This is a genomic window from Mesorhizobium sp. M0800, from assembly GCF_040320095.1.
Lineage (GTDB): Bacteria > Pseudomonadota > Alphaproteobacteria > Rhizobiales > Rhizobiaceae > Mesorhizobium.
Window position 1 is genome coordinate 13016 of sequence record NZ_JAMYOZ010000030.1, and the last position, 25952, is coordinate 38967.

The following is a 25952-nucleotide window of genomic DNA, read 5'->3' on the forward strand; positions in this document are numbered from 1 at the left end:
ATGGATCATTCGCAAGCCGTCGCTGCCCATCTAGAGTTCGTGTTTCAGCGGATCGAACGGACGGCCATGGCAGGAATTCCGATCCTCAATCCGGCGCTTTGCGTCAGCGCGGTGGGCGTGCGGCAGTGGCAGGGCAAATGGCTCGCGGTTCTTGTCACGCCCTGGTTCATGAACCTCGTGCTTCTACCATTTGGCGACGGGCAAGCGCGCCCGCGCGTGCCTACGGGCACGAAGGAGCATGCATCATTCCCGGCGGGCCGGTTCGAGTTCTTCCGGGCCTATGAAGAGGAGCTCGGCTGCTACCGCATGTGCTCGCTGTTCTCGCCGATGTTCGAATTCGCCGACCAGGAGAGTGCGCAAGAGGCCGCGCGGCAGGTGCTTGCGGAACTGTTCAACCGTGAGGCGGAAGAAGACGAAGACGGCGAGATGATCCGTGTCTGGGAAGGCCGGCTACCTGAGGAAGAGGCAAGCGCGTTGGACGAGGTTGAGACAGCCGGAACACCCGCGAGCTCCCAGCCGGCGAAATTGACCCGCCGCTGGCTGTTCGGTTTGGGCGACAAGGAGGAGACCGCTGCATGAGCGTTGATGGCCGCGTCTCCATCGATCTCGTCTGCGATGGCGGTCGCGTTATGGAAGCCATCGTCACGCCGCCGCGCCCGGTTGCGCTTGGCCCGATCGTGCGAGCCCGGCCGGTGACGGAGGTCATCTCGGCGATCGGTTCGCTGTTCAGTGTCTGTAGTATTGCGCAGTCCGCGGCGAGCGTTGAGGCAGCCGAGGCGGCCCTGGAGATCGGGACGGACCGGCGCACGAAGCAAGCGCGGCGGCTTCTTGTGCTTACCGAAACGCTGCGCGAGCACCTGCTGCGCATTGGCTTGGATACTGCCAGTCTCGCGGGCGAGCCTGCCGACGGTAAAACCCTGCGCCGGTCTATGCGCCTGCCGCAGCGCCTCAAGCAGGCACTTTTTCCAGGCGGGAATGCGTTCGTTCCCGGCGTGTGCGTGGGGATTCCGGGCGCGGACGCTGCCGAAACGGCCGCCGAAGCGAGCCATCTAACGCAGTCCGTGGTCTACGAAGGCGAAAAGCCGCTTGGCGAGATGGATCGCGATGCCTTCGCGCAGTGGGCTATGGAGCGCGGCACGATTGCGGCCCGTCTCATCGCCCCGGTCTTGGCAAGGGGCTGGGCCATGATAGGCCACCCCGAAACGACAAACGGGGGAAACGAACATTTGCCGAAGGAAACGTCGGCCGACACGAGCTGCCTCGCCAGGCAGGCTGGTGCGCCGCTCGTTCGCGCTTTCCTTTCCGAAAACGGTGGAGCCGGCCTGGCCGCGCGGCTGGCTGCCCGCGTGGTCGAGGCATCGACGCTGCCGGCGCAGATCGCCGGAGGGCTCGCGGCCCTGCGGGATGTCGCGGAGGGGTCCGAAGTGCCTACGCGCGAAGTCTTTCGCGACGAGAACGGGGGCCGCTCTGCTACTGCCTTCGCCGAGGCAGCACGCGGCCGGCTGGAACATCGGATTGTTTTGAACGACGACCGAATCGCCGACTACGCCATCACGGCTCCGACCAGCATTCATTTCGCCGAGAGCGGCATTGCCGCGAGCTCGCTTTCGGCGCTCGCTGCATCCAGACGTGAAGATCTGGCGGTCCAGGCCGATCTCCTGGTCCGGGCCATCGACCCCTGCGTCGGCTACGATATCAGGCTCCGCTGATGCACGAGATGGCGATATGCGAGAGCGTCCGTGGCATCATCGAGGAAGAGGCCGCGAGACAGGATTTTCGGAAGGTGGGCCGCGTCTGCATGGAAATCGGGCGGCTATCCGCTGTCGAGGTCGAGGCGCTGAAGTTCGGCTTCGATGTCGTCATGCGTGGCTCTCTGGCGCAAGACGCAAGGCTGGAAATCGTCGAGACGGAAGGCAGGGCCTGGTGCATGCCTTGCGGCCAGAGCGTGCCGATCGCGGCACGCTTTGATCCATGCCCGGACTGCGGAAGCCATCAGCTGCAGGTGACCGGCGGCCAAGAAATGAAGATCAGGGAATTGGAGGTGAGCTGATGTGCACTATTTGCGGATGCGGCGAGGGCGCCGTCCGGATCGAGGGCAAGGCGCATGGCCATCACCATCATCACGGCCACGATCATGATCACCACCACGATCATGATCACGGCCCCCATCATGACGATCATGTGCACGATTGTGGCTCGGGCCCCGGTGGCACCCGTGCGCCGGGCATGAGCCAGGCGCGGATGGTCAAGCTGGAAAAGGATATCCATTCCAAGAACAACGAGTATGCCGATGCGAACAGGAAAATGTTCGCCGAGCGCGGCGTGCTTGCGCTCAACCTCGTCTCCAGCCCCGGCTCTGGCAAAACGACGCTGCTTTGCCGCACGATCGAGGCACTGAAGGGCAAGTTGCCGATCGCCGTGATCGAGGGCGACCAGCAGACTTCCAATGATGCCGACCGCATCCGCGCCACCGGCGCGCCCGCGATCCAGGTCAACACCGGCAAGGGCTGCCACCTCGACGCGCATATGGTCGGCCATGCCGCAGATCACCTCGACCTTGCCGAAGGAGGCCTGCTCCTCGTCGAAAACGTGGGAAACCTCGTCTGTCCGGCGGGCTTCGACCTAGGCGAGGCACACAAGGTGGTGGTGCTCTCAGTCACCGAGGGAGAGGACAAGCCATTGAAATATCACGACATGTTCGCCGCCGCCGATCTCATGATCCTCAACAAGACTGACCTGTTGCCGCATCTCGACTTCGACGTGGAGGCCTGCATCGCCAACGCCCGAAAGGTGAACCCGCGGATCAAGGTGCTGAGGGTTTCCGCGCGCACGGGCGAGGGGATGTCGGACTGGACGGCCTGGATCGGCGCGGTCCGCGCCATGGCGCTAGTCGGCCATCGGCGGGCGGCCGAGCTCGGAGCAGCCTGATGTGCCTGGCCATTCCCGCCCGCGTCGTTGAACTGCTCGATGACGACATGGCCGTGGTCGCGTTCGACAGGGTCACGAAGCGCATCTCATTGGCTTTGGTGGCAGACGTTTCGCTTGGCGATTTCGTGCTCGTCCATGTCGGTTATGCGCTCCACAAGGTGAGCCCCGAGGAGGCCGAGCGCACGCTGCAGCTGATGGCCGAAGCGGGCGTGCTGGAGGAGGGGCTGGAGGAGATTTCGGCGTGAAATATGTCGACGAATATCGCGACCAGGAGCTTGCGAAGACCATCGCCGGCGCCATCGCGATCGAGGCTGATCCGGAAAAGAGCTACCATTTCATGGAGTTCTGCGGTGGGCACACGCATGCGATTTTTCGCCACGGCGTGCAGGACCTGATGCCGCAGAACGTGCATTTCGTGCACGGACCCGGATGCCCCGTTTGCGTGCTTCCCATCTCTCGCCTCGACGATGCGGTGGAGCTCGCCGAGCGGCACGGGGTCATCCTTTGCACCTACGGCGACATGATGCGCGTGCCGGGCACCAAGCAACGCAGCCTGATCCGCGCCAAGGCGGACGGAGCGGATGTCCGCATGGTCTATTCAACGCTCGATGCCCTAAAGATCGCGCGTGAAAACCCCGAGCGGCAAGTCGTCTTCTTCGCCATCGGTTTCGAAACCACGACGCCGCCGACGGCCGTCGCGATCAAGACGGCGCAAGCCGAGGGGTTCAAGAATTTCAGCGTGTTCTGCAACCATGTGCTCACGCCGGCCGCGATCTCTCACATTCTTGAATCGCCGGAAGTGCGGGAACTGGGCATCGTCAAGATTGACGGGTTTCTGGGACCTTCGCACGTCTCCTCCGTGATCGGCTCGCAGCCATATGAATTCTTTGCCGAGGAATTCCAGAAGCCGGTTGTCATCGCCGGCTTCGAACCGCTGGACGTCATGCAGTCCATCCTGATGCTGATCCGGCAGGTCAATGAAGACCGGCACGAGGTCGAGAACGAATATACCCGCGTCGTGACCGAGGAGGGCAACCTCAAGGCGCAGGCACTGGTGAGCGAGGTCTTCGAGCTGCGCAAGACCTTTGACTGGCGCGGCCTCGGCACCGTGCCCTACAGCGCCCTGCGCATCCGCGACGCTTATGCCGATTTCGACGCCGAGAAGCGTTTCGAGCTGTCGGTCAAGGCTTCGCGCCAGGTGAAGTCCTGCGAATGCCCTTCGATCCTGCGCGGGGTGAAGAAGCCGACCGACTGCAAGCTGTTCGGCACCGTGTGCACGCCGCAGAACCCGATTGGCTCATGCATGGTCTCCTCCGAAGGCGCCTGCGCGGCCTACTGGACCTATGGCCGTTTCCGCGAGCCGAAGCTGTTGGAGGCGGCGGAATAATGAGCGCGAACGATCCCAGCCTAGCCGTCACCACCTCGTCGGTCCGCGGCGCGGTGGACATGACGCATGGCGCGGGCGGCCGCGCGATGGCCGAGCTGATTCGGGATATTTTTCAAAGACATCTGGCCAACGAGTTCCTGGCCCAGGCTAACGACGCGGCCCTGCTCGGCACCGTCTGCGGACGCCTGGTGATGGCAACGGACGCGCATGTCATCTCGCCTCTGTTCTTTCCGGGCGGGGATATCGGAGCACTGGCGGTCCACGGCACGATTAACGACGTCGCCATGATGGGCGCGCGGCCGCTCTGGTTGTCCGCGTCCTTCATCCTGGAGGAAGGTTTTCCGTTGGCCGAACTGGAAAGAATAGTTGTTTCAATGGCTTTTGCCGCCCGGGAAGCAGGCGTACCCGTGGTTACGGGCGACACCAAGGTGGTGGAGAAGGGCAAAGGCGACGGCGTTTTCATCTCCGCGACCGCTGTTGGCGTGCTGGCGGACGGCACAGACATCTCCGGAAGCAATGCCCGGCCGGGCGATGCAATCCTTGTCTCCGGCACCATGGGCGACCACGGAGTCGCAATCCTGTCGAAGCGCGAACACCTTGATTTTGAAACGGAAATTATCTCCGACAGCCAAGCTCTGCACGATCTGGTGGCGGCGATGCTTGGCTCCGTTCCTGGTATCCGGGTGTTGCGTGACCCCACGCGCGGCGGACTGTCGGCGACGCTGAACGAAATCGCGCAGCAGTCCAAGGTCGGAATGGTAATCCGGGAAGCGGCGGTTCCGGTGAAGCCGGAGGTCGCGGCGGCGTGCGAACTGCTCGGCCTCGACCCGCTGAATGTTGCCAACGAAGGCAAGCTGATCGCCATCTGCGTGGCGCAAGACGCGAAGACTTTGCTCGCCGAGATACGCGCTCATCCCATGGGCCGGGATGCCGCAATCATTGGCGAAGTCGTCACAGACCAGCATGCGCTGGTGCGGATGAAAACGAGACTTGGCGGTATGCGCGTGGTCGACTGGATCGCCGGGGAACAGCTCCCGAGGATCTGCTGAAGATGCGCATTCTGCTTCTCGTCACCGCCTTCAACGCCTTGAGTCAGAGGATTTTCGTGGCGCTTGGCGAGCACGCACACGAGGTCTCGGTCGAGATGGACGTCAACGACGAGCGGACCATGGAGGCGGTAGATTTGTTTCGGCCGGACCTCGTTATTGCCCCGTTTCTGAAGCGGGCAATCCCGAAAGAAGTCTATGAAAATCGATGCTGTATGATCGTTCACCCAGGCATCGTCGGCGACCGCGGCCCCTCCGCGCTGGACTGGGCGATGGTGGACGGGGCGACGCAGTGGGGTGTCACGGTGCTGGAAGCGGCGGCCCAAATGGATGCGGGGCCGGTCTGGGCGAGCGCCACCTTCGCGATGCGAAAGGCGACGAAATCGAGCCTCTACAGCAACGAGGTGACCGACGCGGCGGTGACGGCGGTGCTCGAAGCGATCGCGCGGTTCGAGCAGGGCGAAAAGCCGATTGCCCTGGAAGAACAATCTGTAGCGCCGCTGGGCCGGTGGCGGGACGCGATCAAACAGGCGGACCGGCGGATCGATTGGGCTGCCGACACGACCGAAACGGTGCTGAAGAATATCGCAGCAGCCGACGGCGCGCCCGGCGTGCGGGACGAACTTTTCGGCGAAACGGTCTTCCTTTTCGACGCGCGAGACGCACGTGAACCAGGGGGTGACTTGCCTCTCGCGCGGGGTGAACGGGGCAAGATATCGCTCCCCGAGCCGGGAGTGGTCGCCGCCAGAAGCGGGCCGGCGATCGCCATCGTCACCGGCGACGGCGCGTTGTGGATCGGCCATGTCCGGCATCCCAATTCGCCACACCCGTTCAAGCTGCCGGCGACCATGGTCTTCGCGAAGGAAGTTGCAGACCTGCCGGAGATCCCGCTCAATTCACCGGGCGGTTATCAGGACATCATCTACGAAGAAGAAGCTGCGGTCGGCTATCTGCACTTCCCCTTCTATAACGGTGCAATGGGAAAGGACGCCTGTCGAAGACTTTTGGACGCTTATACAAAAGCGACGGAGCGTCCGACCAGGGCGATCGTGCTGTGCGGAGGGCCGCAGTTCTGGTCCAACGGGCTCGACCTCAACCGGATCGAGGCGGCCGACAGCGCGGCCGACGATTCCTGGGTCAACATCAATGCCATCGACGACCTCGCCGATGCGATCATCCGCACGACAAGCCACATCACCGTAGCAGCGCTTGCCGGAAATGCGGCAGCGGGCGGCGTGTTTCTCGCCCGCAGCACCGACCAGCTCTGGATGCGCTCGAGCGTCATCCTCAACCCGCATTACAAGGACATGGGCAATCTCTACGGCTCGGAGTTCTGGACCTATCTCCTGCCGAGCTGCTGCGGGACTGAGAATGCCCGCCGGATCGCGGCAGCGCGCCTGCCGATGGGCGCGAAGGAGGCGCTGAATCTGAATCTGGCCAACCGGGTGTTCGCGGGGGCAAGCGAGCTGTTCACGGCGCAAGTGAGGGCGTCGGCTGCCGCGCTGGCCGGGAGCGAAGAGTTTCCGGGGTTGCTCGCCGAAAAACAAGCCCGGCGCGCAGCCGACGAGGCGGCCAAGCCGCTTTGCGCCTATCGCGAGGAGGAGCTTTCGCGGATGCGCCGCAATTTCTATGGCTTCGACCCAAGCTACCACGTCGCGCGGCATAATTTCGTGCACAAGGTGCCGAAGTCGCGCACCCCAGTGACGATCGCCCGCCACCGCGACGTCGCCTGGCAGGCCGGCCGGGAGGGAAGGAAAAAGGCATCGTGAGCGACCTGCCGGGCATATTGATCGTCGACGACGAAATCCGCTCGCTGGAGGCGCAACGGCGCGTCCTGAGCGAGGATTTCGATGTCCACGTAGCCAGCGACACCAAGGCCGCCAGCTCGATCCTGGAGATGGAATGGATCCAGATCATCCTGTGTGACCAGCGCATAGCCGGCACCTGCCGCACCGAGTTCCTGAAGCAGGCGCGCACCCGCTGGCCGGACATCGTGCGCATGATCATCTCGGGCTACACCGACGCGCATGACACCATCGACGGCATCAACGAGGCCGGCATCTACCAGTACATCACCAAGCTCTGTCATCCGGAAAACCTCACGCTCACGCTGAAGAACGGGGTGCAGCTCTTTCTCCAGATCGCGGTTCGTCGCCGCCACCACGCGCAGATCGACCTGCTCTACGCATTGCAGAACTTTTCGCCACGCGACTGGGCCGGCAATCGTGGCCCGCTGGAGCTGGCGCTCGAAGGTGCGCCGGTGCGGCTCGGCGAGACCGAGCCGGTTGCAGTCCAGCACATCGTGCGGTCGTTGGACCCGTGCATAGTGTGCACGGTGCGCTGATGGGCCCGCCGCTCGCCGAGCCCGCAGTGGAGGGACGCCTGGTCCGGGTGACGGGGCTGGTGCAAGGCGTCGGCTTCCGGCCGACAGTGTGGCGCATCGCGACCGCTATGGGGCTATCGGGTCACGTCCGCAACGATGCTGCAGGCGTGGAGATCGCGCTGTGGTGCAGCGATGCCGAGTTCGAGACCTTCGCGGACAGGCTAAAGGCGCAATGCCCGCCGTTGGCGCGGATCGACGGGATCGAGACGGCGACGCTTGAGGGGCCGCGGCCGGCGGGCGGCTTCGCCATAGCGGCGAGCGCGGGCGGGCGGGTGAAGACCGGCATCGTGCCCGATGCCGCCTGCTGCCTGGAATGTCTTGCGGAAGTGCTCGACCCCAAGGACCGGCGCTATTTCTACCCGTTCGCCAATTGCACGCATTGCGGGCCGCGTCTGTCAATCGTCAAGGCTATCCCCTATGACCGCCGCTCGACCGCTATGGCACGATTTTCGACCTGCGAGGAATGCCGGGCCGAGTATGAAAATCCGGGCGACCGCCGCTATCACGCCCAGCCGATCGCCTGCCCGGCCTGCGGCCCGCGCGTCTGGTTGGAAGGTCCAGACCACGTCGTGGTCGGCGGCGGCCCGCAGGCGGTGATCCGCGAGGCGGCGGCGCTGATCGGGGAAGGGCGGATCGTCGCGATCAAGGGCATCGGCGGGTTCCACCTCGCCTGCGACGCGACGGACGAAGCGGCGGTGGCGCAGCTGCGCGCCCGCAAGAAGCGCGACGGTAAGCCGTTCGCGCTGATGGCGCGCGACTTGGAGCAGCTTGCCGAATTCGCGGAGCTGTCGGGCGAGGAGCGCGTGGCGCTTGCCGCCCGAGCGGCGCCGATCGTGCTGGTGAAGCGCCGTGACAGCTGCGGCGTTGCGGCGGGCGTGGCGCCGCAGCACGAGCGGCTCGGTTTCATGCTGCCCTACACGCCGTTGCATCATCTCTTGCTGCGGGCGCTGGACGGTCCGGTGGTGATGACCTCCGGCAATCGTTCGGGCGAGCCGCAATGCACGGACAATGACGAGGCGCGGCAGGAGCTTGCCGGGATCGCCGACTTCTGGCTGATGCACGACCGCGAGATTGTCAACCGGCTCGACGACAGCGTGGTGCGATTCGACGGGCACGGCATTTCGGTGTTGCGGCGCGCGCGCGGCTTCGCGCCGGAGCCGCTGGCGCTGCCGGCGGGCTTCGATGGCCCGGTCAGGGCGCTGGCTGCGGGCGGCGACCTAAAGGCCGCGTTCTGCCTGGCGGGCGACGGCAACGCGCTGCTGTCGCAGCATCTCGGCGACCTCGACGAGCTGAAGAACCAGAACGCGTGGAGGCAGGCGTTGGGGCTGTATCGAAGCCTGTTCGACACGAAGCCGGACCTCATTGTGGCCGACCGGAATCCGGGCTACCGTTCGACCCAGCTTGCCATGGAGCTTGCCCGTGAGACCGCGGCGAGGTTTGTGCAGGTCCAGCACCATCACGCGCATCTCGCCTCGTGCCTTGCCCAGCACGGCCGCGCAATCGACGCACCGCCGGTGCTGGGCATTATCCTCGACGGTCTCGGATACGGCGATGACGGCACGATCTGGGGCGGCGAGTTCCTGCTCGGCGGCTATCGAGGGTTCCGGAGGCTGGCATACTTCGAGCCGGTCGCCATGCCCGGCGGCGACAAGGCCAGCCTCGAGCCGTGGCGCAATGCCTATGCGCATCTGCGGGCAGCTTTCGGTCCGGATTTCCTGGCCAAGCTTCCTGCCGATCGGCCCTTCGTCCCCGCCTTGGCCGAAAAGCCGCTTCGGGTGCTGGACCGGATGATCGAGAGGGGCGTCAATGCTCCGCTTGCCTCCTCGGCGGGGCGGCTTTTCGATGCCTGCGCGGCAGTCCTCGGCATCTGTTTGGAGCGCCAGAGCTACGAGGGGCAAGCCGGCATGGAGATGGAGGCGCTCGCCAGCCCGTTCATGGATGCGGCCGAGGCTTGGCCAGCAACCTCGCGGAAGGGACCGGTTATCTCCTGGAAAGGTCTGTGGGAAGCGCTTCTTTGTGATCAGGCTTTGGGCGCCGAAACCGGGCTGATTGCTGCGCGCTTCCACAGGACGCTGATAGAGATCATCTCGCGGAAGGCCATCGGACTCACTAACGAAAACGGCGTCGGCACGGTCGCACTGTCCGGTGGCGCTTTCCAGAATCGGCTGCTGCTCAAAGGCGTACTTGCCGAGCTCACAGTCGCAGGATTGGAGGGGCTGGCGCACGTAAGCATTCCCGCAAACGACGGCGGTCTGGCGCTCGGCCAGGCAACGATCGGCCTAGCCCTTTCGCATTGAGACCAATCGTTGAAGAAAAAATATCAGCATCGTCCAAATAAGGCGCTGCGCATTGTGACGTGCGGCGGCCAGCTTTGCGCATTTCGTCCGGGCCGTGAGTGGCTGATCGCGTATGGCCGGGTAAAAGGACTAGCCAGGAATGATGCTCCGAGGGAATCGTCGAGGACGGGTACGCAGCCAAGGATCGTGTCGCTTGGCAGTTAATGGGGCTCTGCCTCACTTTGTGTGGTTCATTCGCCGTTGGCGAGGGATGCCGCTATGTGCGGGCATGCGAACGAAAACAAAATGGTCCCCCGGCCCAGGGGCTAAAATACGGGGTGTCGCGCTCACTGATGATGACAGTTGGCTTGTTTCCGCTGCCGGACCGGCGTTCGGCATTTTGCCCAGATTGCGGACGACGGACCCGAAGTCGGCATGGCTGGTCCAACCGCAGTCTTCAGAATCTGCCGGTCCAGGGCAAGACCGTGACGGTGAAGCCTCGGTTGAGCCGCTGGCGGTGCGCACATCAGAAATGTGAACGACAAACATTCACCGACCGTCTGCCGACGATTGCTTCCCCTTGGAGGGTCGCGGAGATTGTCGGTCTGCTCGGCCATAGCACCGGCGGCCGTCCCGGCGAGCGCTTGATGCGACGGCTCGGCATGCCGGTCTGCGACGACACTATCCTGTGGCAGCTGAAGCGAGATGCCGCGGTCGCTCACAGCAACTCCACCATTCGGGTCGTTGGCATCGATGACTGGAGCTGGCGGCGATCATGGCGCTACGGCACGATGATCGTGGACCTGGAGCGCCATTCGGTTGTCGACATCCTGGATGACAGAAGCGTGGCGAGTGCGTCGCAATGGCTAGAGCGGCACCCTTCCGTCGAGATCGTGAGCCGAGACCGATGCGGGCTCTATGCGCAAGCTGTTCGCGAGGGTGCACCGCAAGCGCGCCAGGTGGCTGATCGGTTCCATCTCATGTAGAATCTGCGGGTCGCAATCGAGGAGCAGATGAGCCTTTCGGGCCGCGCCACGGGGCCTGCATTGCTGCCCGATAAGGGTATCGGGAGCGCGCAAGTCGATCTGATGCAGGATGATCCGCACGTTGACGCAACGCATCGGCGCCGGGTGCGCCACGCTCATCGACAATCGCGGCAGACGGTGTTCGAAATGGTTCACGCCTTGCGCAAGGAAAGGGCTGTCCTGTTCCGAGATCGCCCGTCGTACCGGCTACGGCCGGCGCAGCATCGCCAAATGGCTGAATTTCGACACGCCACCCGACCGACGCAGGGCCGCGTCGAGCCGACGTCCCCCTTATATTTCGAGGCGTTTCTTAGCCAGTCCTGGAGAGACGGCAATCGCTGCGGACGACACCTGTTCCACGATATCAAACAGCGCGGCTACACGGGCAGTTTCTCGAATCTGGAGCGGCTTCTCCCAAGCTGGCGCCGCGCCGAGAGGACGGGCGAGGACAGTGCGTCGCCTGCTTCGATCATACGCCATCAACCAGCCCGCGATGCTGTCCCCATCCAGGATCCGGCGACCGGCCATGTGATCTCGCCGGTAGTCGCCGCGGCCCTCTGCATGAAGGCCCGGGGTATGCTGACGATCAACCAGGCGAGAAAGGTCGACGTCCTGAAGCAAGGATCACATGAGTTTGCCACGATGCGCAGGCTTGCCATGCGCTTCCGCGGCATTTTGCGGGGCCTGTGAATTGGACAAGCTCGACACTTGGATCGAGGATGCCGTCAACTCCGGGCTCGTCGCCATCACGCGTTTCGCTCGGGTCCTACGCCGTGACGTTGACGCCGTTCGCAATGCCATTGAATTACGGTGGAGCAACGGCCAGGCGGAAGGGCAGATCAACCGCCTGAAGACGATCAAGCGTGCGATGTACGGCAGAGCGGGCTCCGAACTCCTTAGGGCACGCATGCTGCCACTCAACCGGCCTGATCACCACACAAAGTGAGGAAGAACCTGGTTAAGTGCAAAGCGACAATTGCCTCGACGGCGGGTCCCGGCAGGTTTATGCTGCCCAATGTTACCGCAATCCGGAATGGCGATTGAGTACCTTCACGAGTGAAGGGATTCCCGCGGTCTTAGAGATGAGTTGTCGAATGGCGCGAAGTCGCACAGAATCGTGTGTTTGATATCGATCAGGATCGCGAGCTATTTCAGGCGCAGAGAGGTGTTGCGCCCGATGCACAAGTTGCTCCCGGTCCAACGGAAGTGAATGGGGTGGAACTGCTTTGTTGGCCAAATTGTTGACGGAACGTCCGGCGCCCATTGTTGCTACATGTCTGGATTCTTGGGGCGTTTTGGATGATGCAATCCACCATCTCACTCCAAAGGGCAGTGGAATCTGGAACAATGTCGCTTTTGTACGCACGACATCCTTCGTGCCCGATTGGCATATCGTCTTTAACTCTGCTTCTCTTTTTGGGCTCCCTGTTGATATCGAGGCGAGCCCAAACAGGACAATTTTTGCAATCGGCGAACCGCCGACGAAAGCTCATCGCGCATTTCATGAAGGGCAGGGGAAAAATACTATCGTCCTGACGTCTGACGCAGAGCTGGCTGCTCGGCAGAATGCAGGGCGCCGATTCGTTTTGGCTCCACCTATCACTCGGTCTTGGTCTGTAAACAAGACATATGACCAACTTCTGGTCAGCGAAGTCGTGGACAAGCCGCTTCGGCTCTCATGGATTACCAGTAACATCGCCCTGCTTAAAGGGCATCGATATCGGCTGGCGTTTCTGGAACGGCTGAGAGAGGAGCTCGATTTTGACCTGTTCGGCCGAGGTTTTCGGCTGATTGGAGATAAATGGAACGCACTCGCACCTTACCGTTACAGTATAGCTTTCGAGAATACTCGTGCTGATTACTATTTCACAGAGAAGCTTATGGACTGCTTCGTTGCTGAAACAATGCCGATCTATTACGGCAGCCCGGCAATCACGAGGTTCTTCCCTTCGGACTCAATGGTTCTGATTGACCCAGAGGACAAGAACGTAATCCAAAAAATTCAAGAAATCATCAACTCGGACCTCTGGAAGGAGCGTCGCGGCGCAATACGAGAGGCGAAGCGGTTGGTCCTCGAGAAATACAATACGTTTGCTTATCTCGCGGGCTTCATCGAAAGCGTTCAGGATAAACCCTTACCGCCAGAAATTATACACATCGATTCGCCTGAGGTCGATTTTGGAATAGACGAATGAAGTACTCCAACGCTCGCTTCGCGTGCCCGGCGGTTGGTGGTCTGGCGAGATCGGTACGGAAAGCTCGGCGGAGAATGCCTACTGCGCAGAACGGCCGGTACGGGCGCACGAGGTCATGCGCCCCCGGCTGCCGCTGATTAGACGAACTGGGGAAGGCCAGGAACTGAATTGAGGACCTCGTCCACGAGTTCGTCGCCGACACGTTCCTTGGTGAAGGCGATCGTCTCGTTGGCGAGGCCGGCGATCTTTGCCATGCTGAGACCCTCACTCATCAATTGCTGGCCGAGCCCCATAAGGCCGCCACCCTCTGGGTCGTCGCCATGATACTTCGCTACTAATTCCGAAGCTCCCGGAATGGCCTCGATCATGCGGGCAACGGGACCGTCGGCCGCGTGGCTTTGCAGGAAACCCAGCATTAACCCAACGGCCTTCTCTGCGAGAGCCGGGCCGATGCCGGCACCAGTGGCGATGCGCGGTAAGAATTCTTCCATGCAGGGTCTCTCTCTCTCTTTACACGGGGCCGGTCCGGCGCCCAGCGCCCTTGGCCGAACCACAATTGAACTCCACAAAAATAGGCCGAGCGGAAGTGCTATTGCGCGTAAAACCGCCTCTGTCAACGCAAGCTGCGTCGGACGTGCGTATTTCGCAAAAACGAGACAGTCGTTCCGCTAAATCGGGGACAGCAGTTTCACTAATTCGCGGACAGCAGGATGGGGTCGGCGCTCGGTTGCCTGGTTGAAGTCATTTGCGATTGATTTCGCCGTTTTCGGCGCCGGTCAAGGGCGGCGGTGTTTTTTGCTTTCTCATGCTCGCCGATCATGGCGTGCCACTGGGCGATCGGCAGTTGGGCGGTGATCAGCGTTGATTTCCGGCGATAGCGCTCCTCGAAGATTTCCAGCAGATCGAGACGCTGCTGGTCGGTCAGGCTGTGGGTGCCCCAGTCGTCAAGGATGAGCAGTTGCACCCGAGCCAGCTTGTCGATGAGACGGGGAAAGCGGCCGTCGCGACGCGCCAGGGCGAGATCTTCGAACAGACGCGGCATGCGCAGGTAGAGCACGGAATGATTCGAGCCGGGCGGCCTGACGTCCGAAGGCGCAGGCCAGCCAAGTCTTTCCGGTGCCGGTCTGCCCGGTGATGACGAGGTTTTCATGCGCCTTCAGCCAGGCGCCTTGGGCCAGCTGTCGCTTGGCACTTAATTGGGGTCTCCCTCACTTTGTGTGGTTCATCTGCTGTTAGTGGCGCTGTCGCTATGGACGGGCATGCGAACGAAAACGAAATGGTCGCCCGGCCCAGGGGGTGACATCGCCACTGCGGTCCTTCGACCAAGTCGATTCAATTCTGAATTTCGGCCTTTAGATGTTTGTAGCGATTGAATCAGCGACCAAGATCCGGGCAATCGCGGTTATGGTGACCGCGAGCCACTAAGCTTGTGCCGTACCCTTACAATGATTCATCAAGGCGTTTACCTCGGCAATCACGAGATCCGGCGTGATGTCGAACTTGCATCGGACTTTGACCGGACAATGCCGCACTTGGTCCAGACCACACCCGCGACATTCAATAACACTCATAAGCATGCTGACCAGGGGACCTCGAAACCCCCAAATCTCCGGTAGATGTGACGCCGTGAAAATGCCGATAGTAGGGCGGCCAAGCTGGGCAGCGACATGCCCGGTGCCTGAATTGTTCGAAACGACGAGCGCGGCCGAATTCACGAGATAATTGAATTCCAATTCCGACAAGTCGACAGCCGTCCGAATGTTCGCGGCTCCACGATCCCGAGCTATGTTCGCAACCTCCTCAAGCGCTTCCAGGCATTCGCCACGGGCAACGAGGACCACCTCACCACGGGTCGAAAGAGCAGCGACAACTTTGCCAAAACTTTCAATCGGCCAATCTCGCAGGCTGGAATTGGAGAACGGAGCCACGACAATCGGGGCATTGCCTGTAGTCGAATTCTGTGGGTGACCCGCTCCGCTTTCGAAATAGGCAGCTGCCTTTGCGACCAGAAAGAGGAGGATTTCTGACACATGCTGGAGACGCACCTGCTTGCGGTCAATGAACCAATCAAGCCATCTACGAGGGATTTTGTTAGCAAGCCCTATTTTTTGGACCAGCTTGTAGAGGATGGTTCTGCGCAGTTTCAGATTGAATGGCGCTATCGCAATATCGATCTGATGCATGCTGTACGGATCAACTATCGCCGCACGGTGCCTGGCGGGGACTTCAAGCAAGATGGGCCTTGTTTCTTCCGGAACACGCATATCAATGGCAAGATCAAACTCGCCGGTCAGCAGCGGCCTTATGTCGGCGGCTTTTTTGCGCGTTTTGACTGTTGGGTTGCGAGGAAAAAAGTCAAAAGCAATGTGATCGTCGGCGAGGTCGAACTGTTTTGCAGTAGCGATGTTCCAGCTTCCCACCACCAGCGTAATGTGGGCATGCGCAAAACGCTGACGAAGGTCCTTTAGGGGCCCTAGAGACATCCAAAAGTCGCCGACATGATCAAGCTTGAGGACCAAAATTCTCATCCTTGCGCTTGACTGTTCCGGCTCTTCCCAGCTGCGGTATATAATTTGATTGCGGTCGTGCTTTGTAAAATATGCCATTGCCATTCCGAAGATTATACGGTCAACACTGATAGCCAGTGACGCGTGTGTAGGGTTGGAGTGCTCCCCACTTGTCCGCGTCTCCGCAAGAATTCTGCCATCAGATCCAAGCCGCGCTCCAGCAGGAGCTGTCGGGCGAAGTCTGCATCTCTAGCGGTGGTAGCGCGCCAAGAAGCCAGCTATGTCCCGACCCGCAATGTGAAGGGCTTCGTCACGGTCTTGCATGCAGTGAGTTCGAGAAACGCCGAGTAGACGGCGATCGCCAAGCCGCCGTCCCCAGATCTCGAGCATAACGGCAGTGGCCTCGCTCTTTGGTCGATGCTGATCCTGAATGAGACCGTCGCCGCCGGCGACGACATCGCCGGCCGGATTGACCGTCTCCGGCACGCCCTGTCGCTGTGGTCCCGCATCATGGTGGTTAACAAAGGACCCGCCGCAGGCGCTTTTTTCTGCGCGTCCGGGTCGTCCAACATGAAGTGGACGAATCAACCCTGTGATGAAGTCGACCGCCAGCCCCCAGTGAGCTGGCAGGCGGCGTCGATGAACACGTTTATTCGCCGAGCTTGGATAGCGGCATCGCTATCACGCTGAGAGCCTGTTATGCTGGTCCAGCGTTTGATCGCAGTCTTGATCCGTGCGAGCAGCTTGTGAGGGATGCAACCGAACGAGGCGCTGCTCCCACAGTCGTCGCAGGCCCTCCATCACAGCGTCACGCTTAGCCTGATCCGGCGCAATTGTATTGAGGAGATCTCCCAACATGGCTTCGCCCTCAATCCGCATCAGCAGATTAAACAAGTCGTGTGAAATTCGCACACTGTCACTGTTGAAGTGGGTCGTGCTGATCTCGCAGTGAGTTTCCCGACGATCTGGCGCTTTGTAAGCGCGGGTTTGATGGAGGGACACATAGGGCGGCAACGAAACCGCAAGCGCAGTCCAATCCTGCAGCGTTGCAGCCCGCTTTTTTACCAGGAAGGGCCCGACCACAAGTCCATCCAGCTCTGTCGTCAGAAAGGTGGCAATCGCGTCTGCAACCGAATCCACGATCGGTTCGGCATTGTTGTTAAAGGACGTATTGAGCAGAATTGGAGTGCCTGTGCGCTTCTTGAACGCATTGATGACCTCCCAGTACGCGGGATTGGCGTTGTGCGATACTGTTTGCAGGCGAGCGGTACCGTCGACGTGCGTGATGGCACCGAGCAAGGCGCGCTTTGAGTCACGCACGCGAACGACGAAATTCATGAATGGAAATTCGTGCCTACCGTCCGGGAGGTCGAAAAATTCGCTCGCATCCTCCTCCAGCACAGATGGCGCGAAGGGCCGATAGCCTTCGCGCTTCTTGACCATCGCATTGATCCGGTCCTTGTTTGCGGCGGGCCGAGGGTCGGCAAGAATGCTGCGGTTGCCCAGCGCACGTGGCCCAAACTCCGAACGACCCTGCACCCAGCCGATCACGGCGCCGTTGGCGATCCAGTCGGCTGCACTGCTTGCCACGTCATCAGAGCGTTCAACCTCGAGATGTCCGGCCCATGCATTCAGTTCCTGTTGCACGGCGCGCTCGCTCCCGAGATCAGGACCCCAATAGACCTCCTGCAGTCGCTCACACGGCGCGGGGCGGCCCATCTCGTTAGAGACTATCAGCGCAGCTCCCAATGCGCAGCCAGCGTCGTGAGACGCGGGTTGCACGAAGATGTCTTCGAAAAGCCCTGAATACAGCAGCTTACCGTTCATCGTACAGTTGTGGGCCACCCCCCCCGCCAGGCACAACCGCTTCATGCCGGTGGCCTCACGGTGATGCCGGAGAATGTGGAACACGATCCGCTCAAGCGCTTCCTGCAGTGACGCACTCACATCTCGATGCTGCTGGGTGAAGGGCATTCCCTTTCGCCTGACCTCGATATTGCGGAGCAACGCCGGACCGATGCGGTCGAGGTGAACACGGTAGCCACCGCCGTTGGCGGAGAGCTCGTAGAACTGCTCGAAGAGCTCGCGATAGGGAGCGGGGTCGCCGTAGGGCGCGAGTCCCATTACCTTATACTCGTCGAACAAGCCGTAGCCGAGATAGCGGATCGTCTCGAGATAAAACAGCCCAAGAGAATTGTTCTCGGGGAAAGCCTCGAGTTGCGTAATTTCTGTGCCAGACCCTACCGCCAAGAGGCCCGATAGGAAATCACCAGAGCCATCAATCGCTAGAATGAGACTTTGTTCGAAGCCCGACATTGCAAAGGCGCTCACGGCGTGCGCCTGATGATGACTTACGAATGAAATACGCGAACTGTCCAACTTAGTGCCGAACTCACGCGTTAACAGATCCTGCACCAACGTTTTAGCATCCAACGGAATGGAGAGAATGTCCGGGTGGGATGCGGACATACCTTCAAGCATGGCGTTGGCATAGGGCTCGCTGGCGTAGAGCGCGACACGATCAATGTCGTTGAGCTGAACCCCCGCCGCTGACAGACAGTATTGAATCGAACGAATTGGGAGCTTGTTGGAGTGTTTCATCCGATTGAGGCGTTCCTCTTCGACGGCTGCTATCACCCGTCCGTCTCGGACGAGCACCGCGGCGCCATCGTGCATAAAGGCGTTCCGAAGCTCGAATCGGTTTTCATGGACTTGGTCAAGTCCGCCGCTAATTCCTAGACACAGCATTTCTTTCTCCACATAGTGACGGGCAAGCCAAATTGGCCTGCCTCCGTTTCCAACTAAATAGGCCGCATTGTCGCTTGCAGCTGCAACCGCCTGTCAGGCATCACCGGCATCAAAGAACGCCTCATAAGGGGTCCGCCTGAATCAACATGAGATGCTTCGATCGTGGCGCCTGCCGTTCCATGACGCCGAGAGCTTGGCTGGATCACCGCGCCGTGAACTGGCCCGATTTCATTCCCCGAAAGACCGTCGCACAGCGAGTGACACGTGCTGCACTGTCCACCTGCTTCCCGGTCGCACATCCGATAACGCCTTCGGCTGTGCAGGAGGCCGCATCGCGTCATGCGTCGGCCAAACATGGCACCGACTGGAAGCACGGCAATACCGCGTAGATGTAAAGTGCGCTGATGTTGTATGGTAGCGCTGCCGGCCGGGTCTCCAATCCGCTGCCCAGACGAGCCGACCGGATCTGCCTGCGGCAATAAGCCCGCCCACAAGCAGAATCGCGCTGGGCAGCGGGCTCGCCTGCAAGACTTCGCAGCTCAGGAACATTGGGGACGACTAGCGTCGAACCGCCGACATGGTCGGCCAGTTGCAACTCACTTCTCGGCACGACCTCCACTGCACGTCAGGGCGCATGGAAGATTTTCTCCTTGGATGGGTGATCGGTGCGGACGTGCTTTTGTCCATGCAAGATTTCCGAAGAGTTATGAAATCGTTTGTTTCGATCAAAGTCATCCACGCTATGAATAGCTGACGGACATGCGCTTCAAAGGGCTTCAGGCTTCCTGGATGGCTACTCCGATTTGAAGCGCGTGGCATTCCATGCGCTCTGTCACAACATTTCAGCAAAGGGTATGAGAGCAAACCCACACTTGTTTTTCGAAATTCGCTTCGAGCATTCGGGATGAGGTGCTGGGCGATTCACGCAGTCCACGGATCGAAGAGCTCTATTCCGAAGCCTTCGAAATCCTTCATATTACGCGTTGCCAGAGTGAGCTCCTGGGCAATCGCTGTGGCTGCGATCAATCCGTCCATTGACGTCAGCCCGCGGCCGCGGCGCTTCGCAAGACCCATCAGATCGCCCCAGGCCAGAGCAACCGGCTCGTCGACGGGGAGGACTCTCTGCTCGAAACGCTGAGGCAGGTCTCGGGCAAGCCATTCGGCCAGCGCCTCACGCTTCCGACCCTCGCCCATGAGAGCAACGCCGCGCCGGATTTCCGCGATCGACACCACGCTGATGAACGAGCGATCCTCGTCGAGCTTGTCCAGCCATTCCAGAACGCGTGCGTCCGGCGCCGGCCTTGTCACCTCGGACAGGACATTCGTGTCCAGCAGTAGCCTCACAGCGGCAGATCACGCGGTTCATCGCGTTGACGCTCAAGGTCGAGTTCCGCGCCGCGTAGCGGCGACTCCAGCAGAAACTCCGCAAGCGTACCCTTGCGCACCGTCTTGCGTTGCCATTCCTCGGCGGAGACGACAACGACGCTTGGCCTACCGTTGCGCGTGATCGTTTGCGGCGCCGCCTGCGCACGCTCGATGACTTCCGACAGCCGCGCCTTGGCCCGAGCGACGGTCCAGTTGGCATCCTCTTTTGGAGCAGACTGCATTCTGGCCTCCGTGACCATTGTGACTACGGTGACTATATAAAAATGCATAGTGACCGCAACAGGGGAGGGGGACTTTTTTCTAGAGCCCGGACGCCTTGGTGAGATGTTGTCGCAAAAGTTGAGTTCTGCGACGGTGCAAAAGTCAGTTGCAAAATCGTCGCGACAAAGGCTCGGCAGCTCCCCGAAGTAGCCATTTCAGATTGCTTGCAGGTGCGGATAAAGTCCTTTATGCATCGGCACATGATCAAGTCCGCGCCCATCGCTGCAATCTATTATGCGACGCTTCCATAAGGAGCGGCGCGTTTCGATCATGCCTTGAAACAAGCCGCCGTCAGGCGGCTTGTTCATTGAGAGGACCCCCTGGCGGCAATACCAGGAGGATTCCCTATGGCACTTCCCGATTTATCAACCGGTCATTCCGAACCATGTTCGGCCGCTTTGAAGACGCTCATTGAGCGCGGCTATGTAAATCAAGGGACCGACCTGCCGGGTGTCGATGCCGCCTTTGAAGCAGGCGTCGTACCCGCTTACGCTGGTTTCGATGCGACGGCTGACAGTCTTCATGTCGGCCATCTTCTTCTGATCATGGCGCTTCGTCATCTTCAGCAGACTGGCCATAAACCCATCGTTCTCATTGGGGGTGGGACCACCCGCATCGGCGATCCCAGCTTCCGTTCGGACGCGCGGCCGATGCTGACGGACGAGCGGATCGCCGCCAACATTGAAGGGATCAGAAAGGTCTTTGGCCGTCTCCTTGTCTTCGGAGACGGCCCGACGGATGCCGTGATGGTGAACAATGCCGACTGGCTGGACAGCATTCGTTGGATCGACATGCTGAGAGACGTCGGCAGGCATTTCTCCGTCAATCGGATGCTCTCTTTCGACAGTGTGAAGTCGCGGCTGGAAAAGCAGGAGAACCTGAGCTTCTTAGAATTCAACTACATGATCCTCCAAGCGTTCGACTTCCTTGAGCTATCCCGCCGGACCGGTTGCCGTCTGCAGATGGGTGGAGCCGACCAGTGGGGGAACATCATCAATGGCATCGACTTGATACGGCGGACGGATGGAAAGGAAGTCTTCGGAGTGACTACGCCGCTTCTGACGACTTCTTCAGGTGTCAAGATGGGTAAGACGGCTGCCGGAGCTGTGTGGCTCAACGAAGATCGCCTTTCGCCATACGATTACTGGCAATTCTGGCGTAACACGGAAGACGCTGATGTCGTTCGGTTCCTGAAGCTTTTCACCGATCTGCCGATGGACGAGATCGAGCGATTTGGACAGGCTGAAGGAACCGAGCTAAACGCCGTCAAAGAACGTCTGGCCAACGAAGCTACGGCCCTGGCACATGGAACTAACGCCGCCAAACAGGCGGAGGCCACGGCTAGCCAAGCATTTGGGCAGGGCGAAGCCGCAGAGGGGCTACCGACGCTTCATCTAAATGACGCCGAGGGCTTGGCCGGAGTAGCCCTTGTGGATTTGCTGGTACGCGCCGGATTGACCTCCTCCAAAGGGGAAGCGCGAAGGGCGATCTCGGGACGAGGTGTGCGGATCAACGGCAACTTCGTCGAGATTGATACAATGATATCGTCCCAAGACCTCCCGATCCGGCTTTCGCTCGGCCGGAAGCGCCACACTGTTGTAAAGTAGGGTTTCAGCAAATGCTGTCGCAGAAATTCTGCCCGCTTAGCGGGGTGGGTTCAACTGATCCCTGCAACACACTCCGCGAACTTTTCAGCTGGGGTTTGATAAAGCAAGGTCTTTCGCGGCCTCTCATTGAGCTGCCGTGCGATCGCGCTGAGCTTAGTCTGGCTGTGCAGGGATAGATCGGTTCCGCGCGGCAGATATTGGCGCAGTAATCGGTTGGTGTTTTCGTTGGAGCCGCGCTGCCACGGCGACCGCGGATCACAGAAGTAGACCTCGACGTCGGAGGCCAAGGTCAGGCGCTGGTGATCGGCGAGCTCTTTACCTCGGTCCCAGGTCAACGACTGGTACAGTTCGCCGGGGAGTTTCCGTGCCTGTTTGATCAGTGCCGAGACGACGCTTTCGGTATCCTTGTTGGCGACCTTGACCAGCATCCCTTCAGCACATCTTCGACGGCATCTGCGACGAACATGGCATCGAGCACCGGCTCACAAAGATCAACCATCCCTGGGCGAACGGCCAGGTCGAGCGGATGAATCGGACCATCAAGGACGCCACCGTCAAGCGCTTCCACTATGACGATCACGATCAACTGCGCCGGCATCTCGCCGACTTCATCTTAGCTTACAATTTCGCGCGCCGGCTTAAGACCTTCAAGGGCCTAACACCCTACGAGTTCATCTGCAAAATCTGGGCAAAAGAGCCCGAACGGTTCCGACTCGATCCCACCCATCAAATGCCGGGACTAAACACCTAGCCTCCACCTTCGTTGCTTCATTGCTAATGAGCTTAGCAGGTGTTCGATGGTAAGCTCGCTGGTTTCTGCGGGTATCGCCCCGAGCGGCTTGAACGCACACGCCACAGAGCAGAGATCGGTCCATTTTGTTACGAACGAACATCTTGCTTCCGGTAGAGCTTTCTCGAACCAAGGTCCGAAAAGGGTCGCGAGCTGTCCGGTTCCCATCTGTCTCAGTAGGGTGGACAACCGACATGCAGCGGTTACCCGCCCATGCTCGTGTGTTGTTGGTTTGAAGGCTGAGGGTCTGTCACTATCCACTTTCCAATCATACGAATCGGATCACTGTCTTCGTGGTCGATATGGCAGGGCTGCTCGTGTCGTCCTGCACACTCGCGATCGTTCCCAACTTGTCCCGGGGAGCCCGTCTTTACGGGGTAATCGAAAACGTCGTGACAGATGCCAACCATCGCCGGACTGGGCTACTGGGCTGGGCCGCGCCGTCCTTCATGCCGCGCTCGACAAAGCATGGAACGCCGATTGCTACAAGGTTCTGTTGGCGACTGGATCTCGGAGGGAGTCCACTCTGCGCTTCTATGAAGGTGCAGGGTTCCAGCAAGGCGGAAAACTTACTTCGAAATTCGCCGCTTGGAGGACGCTTTGGGTCGATTTTCCACCTTCCCTGACGGCCCGGAGGGGTGGGAATCGGCCGCTCGCGTCGTCCCGGCTGCCTAGCGTGGCGGATGAATTAACAGCCAGCGATTTGGCTCTTGCTCGACGAACTCTTTCTGGACGTGCCTGAGCACGTTCCGCTGCCCGGCAAACGGAACCATGTTGACCGCTTGATCGAAGGGGACCCACTGAAACTCGCTGTGTTCGGCATTCAGTCGCACCGTCTCTGTCGACCCCGCGAAACCCACGAAAACCGGCAGGAGGCTAATGGCGTCGCGGTCCGCTTCATAGAATTGCTCGCATATGTCGGCCGAATAGAGCCTCTGCAGCGTCAAGCTCGTTTCCTCCTTAGTCTCTCGCCAGGTCTTCCTTACGATCCGGTCATGGGTCTCGACCACGGCATCGGCGACCGCCGCCTCCCATTCCACGGCGCAAACGGCAAGGATCGCCCAGCGTCGATCCGAGCTGATATCGCGCAAGCCATCGGTGAACATAGCGCTCACCCTGCCGACGCAGGCGAGCGATGCGGTGTTGCGGATGCCGGCGAGCACTTGCGGATCAAGACCCACCGCGCAGGAACTCCAGTCGGTCAAGCAGCCGGTTTGCCGCCGCGGAATTGTTGCCGAGCTCGAACTTGCGAAGCAAGATGAAGCGGCTTATGTTACAGGCCAACATTTCGGTCAGAAGCCCATCCAACCGCTCGCGCGCACCAGCGTCGGCCGGCGCAGCCGATGAGGGCGAGATGAGCGATCCCGCAATCCTGGCATTTCCTCGGCGCGATACCGGTCGAGCCATTTGCGAACCGTCCGCGGGCAGACGCCTGCGGCTTTGGCGACGGCCTCAGGCGTCTGTCCGCTCTCGACCTGCATTACAATTCGCTCTCGACCGAGCGGCGTCAGACGGGTACTCTTATGGATGTTCATCCGGTCCCACTGGAATCACTGAAGCTTCGACAACCTCAGCTTTCCCGGTTCGGACCGGATGGATAACCTTCTGAAAGCTCACAACTAGCTACCAATGCGATCAGCTTTCGGGCTATCGGGGGCATCCAGGGAGGATGGGTATGTTCTTGGCTAACGGGCTCAAGCTGCGGGACCGCGGGTGCACCCTGGCACTGATTTTGGCGATCATATGTGTATGTGCGCCTGCACTGGCGGCAAACGCGTCGGATCAGGCGTGCCGGTCCATCGCCAAGCTCACAATTCCAAGCGTGATCTTTACCGAGGCTAGCCTTCAAAAGCCGCAGGAGATCCCCGCAGATCCCTTCACTGCATTCACCGGCGCCTCGCCTCAGGCGGTAAAAGTGGGCGGGCACTGCCTTGTCCGAGGTGTTATCGGGAAACGCCAGGGGGTCGATGGTCAATCATATGGCACCCGGTTTGAGGTGCGTCTTCCGACGACCTGGAACGACATGTTCCTTTTCCAGGGCGGCGGCGCAGTTGATGGCTTCCTGGCGCCGGCCGTCGGGACCATTCCTTGCCGGAACTCGACCGCGGCTCCCGGGCTCTTGCGCGGCTACGCTGTTGTAAGCATGGATGGCGGGCACCCAAGCCCCGATCCGGCTTTCGGGGTCGATCAAGCCGCACGCATTGATTTTGCGTACGCCTCCATTGGCAAAGTCACTTCGGTCTCGAAGCAGGTGGTGGCCAAGTTCTATGGGGCGGCTCCGAAAAAGTCGGTGTTCATGGGATGCTCGAATGGCGGTCGTGAGGCGTTGATAGCGGCTCAGCGATATCCGCTCGAGTTCGACGGGATTGTTGCAGGTAGCCCGGGTTTTCGTCTCAGTGCCGCCAACATTGCCCAAGCCTGGGATACTCGCGAGTACATGAGCTTCGCTCCCAAGGATGAGGCCGGCCATCCCATTCTATCCCGCGCCTTCTCCCAGCAGGATCTGAACCTCGTCGCCAACGCGGTTCTCGCTGCCTGTGATGCCCGCGATGGCATTGAGGATGGCGTCATCAACGCCTGGCAGCAGTGCCGGTTCGACCCAAAGGTCCTGTCCTGCCAAGGCGATAAGACGGACAGCTGCCTCACGGCTGGTCAAGTGCAGGCCATGAGCCGCGCGTTCGCGGGTCCGGAAAGCTCCGATGGCGAAAAGCTTTACAGCGATTGGCCATATGATACGGGCGTTGCGGGCGCGGACTGGAGAATGTGGAAGCTGGGCAAATCCCCCACTTCCCAATCGGATGCAAACAACATCGTTCTGGGAGCCCGCTCGCTACAATACTACTTCATGACGCCCCCGGCGCCGAATTTTGACCCCCTGAAGTTCGACTTCGACAAGGATCCGGCACGCGTTGCGGATACGGCCAAGCTCAATGATGCGACCGGCACGTATCTCGCCAGCTTCGCTGCCCACGGTGGAAAGCTGCTCTTGTTTCAGGGACTTTCCGATCCGGTCTTCTCGGCCAACGATCTGGTGCGCTGGTATAAGCAAGTCGTCGAGGTCACAGGCGGCGGCGATTTGGAAGCGACTCGCCGTTTCGTGCGCATGTTCATAATCCCGGGGATGACCCACTGCGGCGATGGCCAAGCCTTCGACGACTTTGATCCTTTGGCCGCCATCGAGGGCTGGATAAACCAAGACAAGGCTCCGGACTCTCTCGCGGCTGGCAGCAAGGCATTCCCTGGCAAGCACCAGCCGATCTGCGCTTATCCCACTCAAGCTGCCTATGACGGTAAGGGAAATCCCGATGAGATCGCGAGCTATTCGTGTCGGGGATAAGAGACCTCGTCATTTGTTCGCTTCAATCTGCGCGCATTCCCGGAACAGGTCTCCCGGACCAAGGATCGGTTGGAAA

At 60.5% G+C, this 25952-nt stretch carries 21 protein-coding genes and 5 pseudogenes; 16 read left to right on the forward strand and 10 right to left on the reverse strand.

All coding sequences use genetic code 11. The annotated features are described in order from the left end of the window. The 12 genes and pseudogenes from hybE (at nt 1) to NKI18_RS26670 (ending at nt 13240) form a co-directional block, all read left to right on the forward strand. Entirely contained in the window at nt 1-579 is a 579-nt protein-coding gene (hybE, locus tag NKI18_RS26610) for a [NiFe]-hydrogenase assembly chaperone HybE (protein WP_023679106.1), read from the forward strand. Continuing rightward, nucleotides 576-1709, forward strand: a complete 1134-nt coding sequence (locus NKI18_RS26615; protein WP_023679105.1) for a hypothetical protein — start codon at nt 576-578, stop codon at nt 1707-1709. The genes hybE and NKI18_RS26615 overlap by 4 nt, the downstream gene beginning before the upstream one ends. Then, a complete protein-coding gene (gene hypA / locus NKI18_RS26620; RefSeq protein ID WP_023679104.1) occupies nt 1709-2050 on the forward strand; it encodes a hydrogenase maturation nickel metallochaperone HypA in 342 nt (113 codons plus the stop codon). Before NKI18_RS26615 ends, hypA begins: the two co-directional genes overlap by 1 nt. Beyond that, entirely contained in the window at nt 2050-2928 is an 879-nt protein-coding gene (gene hypB / locus NKI18_RS26625; RefSeq protein ID WP_023679103.1) for a hydrogenase nickel incorporation protein HypB, read from the forward strand. Before hypA ends, hypB begins: the two co-directional genes overlap by 1 nt. Continuing rightward, nucleotides 2928-3173 (forward strand): HypC/HybG/HupF family hydrogenase formation chaperone, encoded by a 246-nt coding sequence (locus tag NKI18_RS26630; protein WP_023679102.1) that lies wholly within the window; start codon nt 2928-2930, stop codon nt 3171-3173. Before hypB ends, NKI18_RS26630 begins: the two co-directional genes overlap by 1 nt. Next, nucleotides 3170-4315 carry a hydrogenase formation protein HypD gene (hypD, locus tag NKI18_RS26635; RefSeq protein WP_023679101.1) on the forward strand — a complete coding sequence of 382 codons (1146 nt, stop codon included), beginning with the start codon at nt 3170-3172 and terminating at the stop codon, nt 4313-4315. Before NKI18_RS26630 ends, hypD begins: the two co-directional genes overlap by 4 nt. Next, complete coding sequence (gene hypE, locus NKI18_RS26640) at nt 4315-5364, forward strand: hydrogenase expression/formation protein HypE (RefSeq protein WP_023679100.1); 1050 nt, start codon at nt 4315-4317, stop codon at nt 5362-5364. The genes hypD and hypE overlap by 1 nt, the downstream gene beginning before the upstream one ends. Nucleotides 5365-5366: 2 nt before the next feature. Further along, nucleotides 5367-7130: an enoyl-CoA hydratase-related protein gene (locus tag NKI18_RS26645; protein ID WP_023679099.1), complete on the forward strand. Its 1764-nt coding sequence runs from the start codon at nt 5367-5369 to the stop codon at nt 7128-7130. Then, nucleotides 7127-7705, forward strand: coding sequence for a response regulator (locus NKI18_RS33450; RefSeq protein WP_023679098.1), 579 nt, complete (start codon nt 7127-7129; stop codon nt 7703-7705). Before NKI18_RS26645 ends, NKI18_RS33450 begins: the two co-directional genes overlap by 4 nt. Then, the gene (gene hypF, locus NKI18_RS26660) at nt 7705-10041 is read left to right on the forward strand and encodes a carbamoyltransferase HypF (protein WP_352842711.1); all 2337 of its coding nucleotides are present in this window, start codon (nt 7705-7707) and stop codon (nt 10039-10041) included. The genes NKI18_RS33450 and hypF overlap by 1 nt, the downstream gene beginning before the upstream one ends. A gap of 268 nt (nt 10042-10309) precedes the next feature. Further along, a pseudogene (locus NKI18_RS26665) lies at nt 10310-11991 on the forward strand (ISL3 family transposase). A gap of 283 nt (nt 11992-12274) precedes the next feature. Continuing rightward, a complete protein-coding gene (locus tag NKI18_RS26670; protein WP_198023618.1) occupies nt 12275-13240 on the forward strand; it encodes a glycosyltransferase family 10 domain-containing protein in 966 nt (321 codons plus the stop codon). A gap of 137 nt (nt 13241-13377) precedes the next feature. On the opposite strand, the gene NKI18_RS26675 is transcribed toward NKI18_RS26670, so the two are convergent. The 4 genes from NKI18_RS26675 to NKI18_RS26690 all read right to left on the reverse strand — a co-directional run bounded on the left by NKI18_RS26675 (nt 13378) and on the right by NKI18_RS26690 (nt 15846). Continuing rightward, the gene (locus NKI18_RS26675) at nt 13378-13731 is read right to left on the reverse strand and encodes a hypothetical protein (protein WP_023679095.1); all 354 of its coding nucleotides are present in this window, start codon (nt 13729-13731) and stop codon (nt 13378-13380) included. Between the two features lie 200 nt (nt 13732-13931). Then, nucleotides 13932-14297, reverse strand: coding sequence for an ATP-binding protein (locus tag NKI18_RS26680; protein WP_352579643.1), 366 nt, complete (start codon nt 14295-14297; stop codon nt 13932-13934). After that, entirely contained in the window at nt 14185-14418 is a 234-nt protein-coding gene (locus NKI18_RS26685; RefSeq protein WP_348625942.1) for an ATP-binding protein, read from the reverse strand. The genes NKI18_RS26680 and NKI18_RS26685 overlap by 113 nt, the downstream gene beginning before the upstream one ends. A gap of 243 nt (nt 14419-14661) precedes the next feature. Continuing rightward, a complete protein-coding gene (locus NKI18_RS26690) occupies nt 14662-15846 on the reverse strand; it encodes a glycosyltransferase family 9 protein (protein WP_353021096.1) in 1185 nt (394 codons plus the stop codon). 318 nt (nt 15847-16164) lie between these two features. Here NKI18_RS26690 and NKI18_RS26695 point away from each other — a divergent pair, with 318 nt between their 5' ends. Next, a complete protein-coding gene (locus NKI18_RS26695; RefSeq protein WP_353021098.1) occupies nt 16165-16437 on the forward strand; it encodes a hypothetical protein in 273 nt (90 codons plus the stop codon). Here NKI18_RS26695 and NKI18_RS26700 read toward each other — a convergent pair. The 3 genes from NKI18_RS26700 to NKI18_RS26710 form a co-directional block, all read right to left on the reverse strand. Further along, nucleotides 16429-18495 carry a carbamoyltransferase family protein gene (locus NKI18_RS26700; RefSeq protein WP_023679092.1) on the reverse strand — a complete coding sequence of 689 codons (2067 nt, stop codon included), beginning with the start codon at nt 18493-18495 and terminating at the stop codon, nt 16429-16431. The genes NKI18_RS26695 and NKI18_RS26700 overlap by 9 nt on opposite strands. A 921-nt stretch (nt 18496-19416) precedes the next feature. After that, the gene (locus NKI18_RS26705) at nt 19417-19839 is read right to left on the reverse strand and encodes a type II toxin-antitoxin system VapC family toxin (RefSeq protein ID WP_352480554.1); all 423 of its coding nucleotides are present in this window, start codon (nt 19837-19839) and stop codon (nt 19417-19419) included. Continuing rightward, nucleotides 19836-20102: a type II toxin-antitoxin system prevent-host-death family antitoxin gene (locus NKI18_RS26710; protein WP_023679089.1), complete on the reverse strand. Its 267-nt coding sequence runs from the start codon at nt 20100-20102 to the stop codon at nt 19836-19838. Before NKI18_RS26710 ends, NKI18_RS26705 begins: the two co-directional genes overlap by 4 nt. Nucleotides 20103-20489: 387 nt before the next feature. Between NKI18_RS26710 and tyrS the strand changes: the two genes are divergently transcribed. Then, nucleotides 20490-21749: a tyrosine--tRNA ligase gene (gene tyrS / locus NKI18_RS26715; protein ID WP_352842709.1), complete on the forward strand. Its 1260-nt coding sequence runs from the start codon at nt 20490-20492 to the stop codon at nt 21747-21749. Nucleotides 21750-21799: 50 nt separating this feature from the next. On the opposite strand, the pseudogene NKI18_RS26720 reads toward tyrS, so the two are convergent. Continuing rightward, nucleotides 21800-22177, reverse strand: a pseudogene (locus NKI18_RS26720) (IS30 family transposase); the annotation flags it as partial. A 5-nt stretch (nt 22178-22182) separates the two neighbouring features. Here NKI18_RS26720 and NKI18_RS26725 point away from each other — a divergent pair. Continuing rightward, nucleotides 22183-22500: pseudogene (locus NKI18_RS26725) on the forward strand (integrase core domain-containing protein); the annotation flags it as partial. Nucleotides 22501-23477: 977 nt separating this feature from the next. On the opposite strand, the pseudogene NKI18_RS26735 reads toward NKI18_RS26725, so the two are convergent. Continuing rightward, nucleotides 23478-23865 (reverse strand): annotated as a pseudogene (locus tag NKI18_RS26735) (Tn3 family transposase); the annotation flags it as partial. Continuing rightward, nucleotides 23859-24074: pseudogene (locus NKI18_RS26740) on the reverse strand (leucine zipper domain-containing protein); the annotation flags it as partial. The pseudogenes NKI18_RS26735 and NKI18_RS26740, both read right to left, overlap by 7 nt. 140 nt (nt 24075-24214) lie before the next feature. Here NKI18_RS26740 and NKI18_RS26745 point away from each other — a divergent pair. After that, nucleotides 24215-25876 carry a tannase/feruloyl esterase family alpha/beta hydrolase gene (locus NKI18_RS26745; protein ID WP_352480551.1) on the forward strand — a complete coding sequence of 554 codons (1662 nt, stop codon included), beginning with the start codon at nt 24215-24217 and terminating at the stop codon, nt 25874-25876. The last annotated feature ends 76 nt before the right edge of the window (nt 25877-25952 follow it).

Excerpts from the sequence above, each read along its gene's own strand:
- hybE (WP_023679106.1), top strand. The coding sequence starts at position 1 with ATGGATCATTCGCAAGCCGTCGCTGCCCATCTAGAGTTCGTGTTTCAG.
- NKI18_RS26615 (WP_023679105.1), top strand. The coding sequence starts at position 576 with ATGAGCGTTGATGGCCGCGTCTCCATCGATCTCGTCTGCGATGGCGGT.
- hypA (WP_023679104.1), top strand. The coding sequence starts at position 1,709 with ATGCACGAGATGGCGATATGCGAGAGCGTCCGTGGCATCATCGAGGAA.
- hypB (WP_023679103.1), top strand. The coding sequence starts at position 2,050 with ATGTGCACTATTTGCGGATGCGGCGAGGGCGCCGTCCGGATCGAGGGC.
- NKI18_RS26630 (WP_023679102.1), top strand. The coding sequence starts at position 2,928 with ATGTGCCTGGCCATTCCCGCCCGCGTCGTTGAACTGCTCGATGACGAC.
- hypE (WP_023679100.1), top strand. The coding sequence starts at position 4,315 with ATGAGCGCGAACGATCCCAGCCTAGCCGTCACCACCTCGTCGGTCCGC.
- NKI18_RS26645 (WP_023679099.1), top strand. The coding sequence starts at position 5,367 with ATGCGCATTCTGCTTCTCGTCACCGCCTTCAACGCCTTGAGTCAGAGG.
- hypF (WP_352842711.1), top strand. The coding sequence starts at position 7,705 with ATGGGCCCGCCGCTCGCCGAGCCCGCAGTGGAGGGACGCCTGGTCCGG.
- NKI18_RS26675 (WP_023679095.1), bottom strand. The coding sequence starts at position 13,731 with ATGGAAGAATTCTTACCGCGCATCGCCACTGGTGCCGGCATCGGCCCG.
- NKI18_RS26690 (WP_353021096.1), bottom strand. The coding sequence starts at position 15,846 with ATGGCATATTTTACAAAGCACGACCGCAATCAAATTATATACCGCAGC.
- NKI18_RS26695 (WP_353021098.1), top strand. The coding sequence starts at position 16,165 with ATGCTGATCCTGAATGAGACCGTCGCCGCCGGCGACGACATCGCCGGC.
- NKI18_RS26700 (WP_023679092.1), bottom strand. The coding sequence starts at position 18,495 with ATGCTGTGTCTAGGAATTAGCGGCGGACTTGACCAAGTCCATGAAAAC.
- NKI18_RS26710 (WP_023679089.1), bottom strand. The coding sequence starts at position 20,102 with ATGCAGTCTGCTCCAAAAGAGGATGCCAACTGGACCGTCGCTCGGGCC.
- tyrS (WP_352842709.1), top strand. The coding sequence starts at position 20,490 with ATGGCACTTCCCGATTTATCAACCGGTCATTCCGAACCATGTTCGGCC.
- NKI18_RS26745 (WP_352480551.1), top strand. The coding sequence starts at position 24,215 with ATGTTCTTGGCTAACGGGCTCAAGCTGCGGGACCGCGGGTGCACCCTG.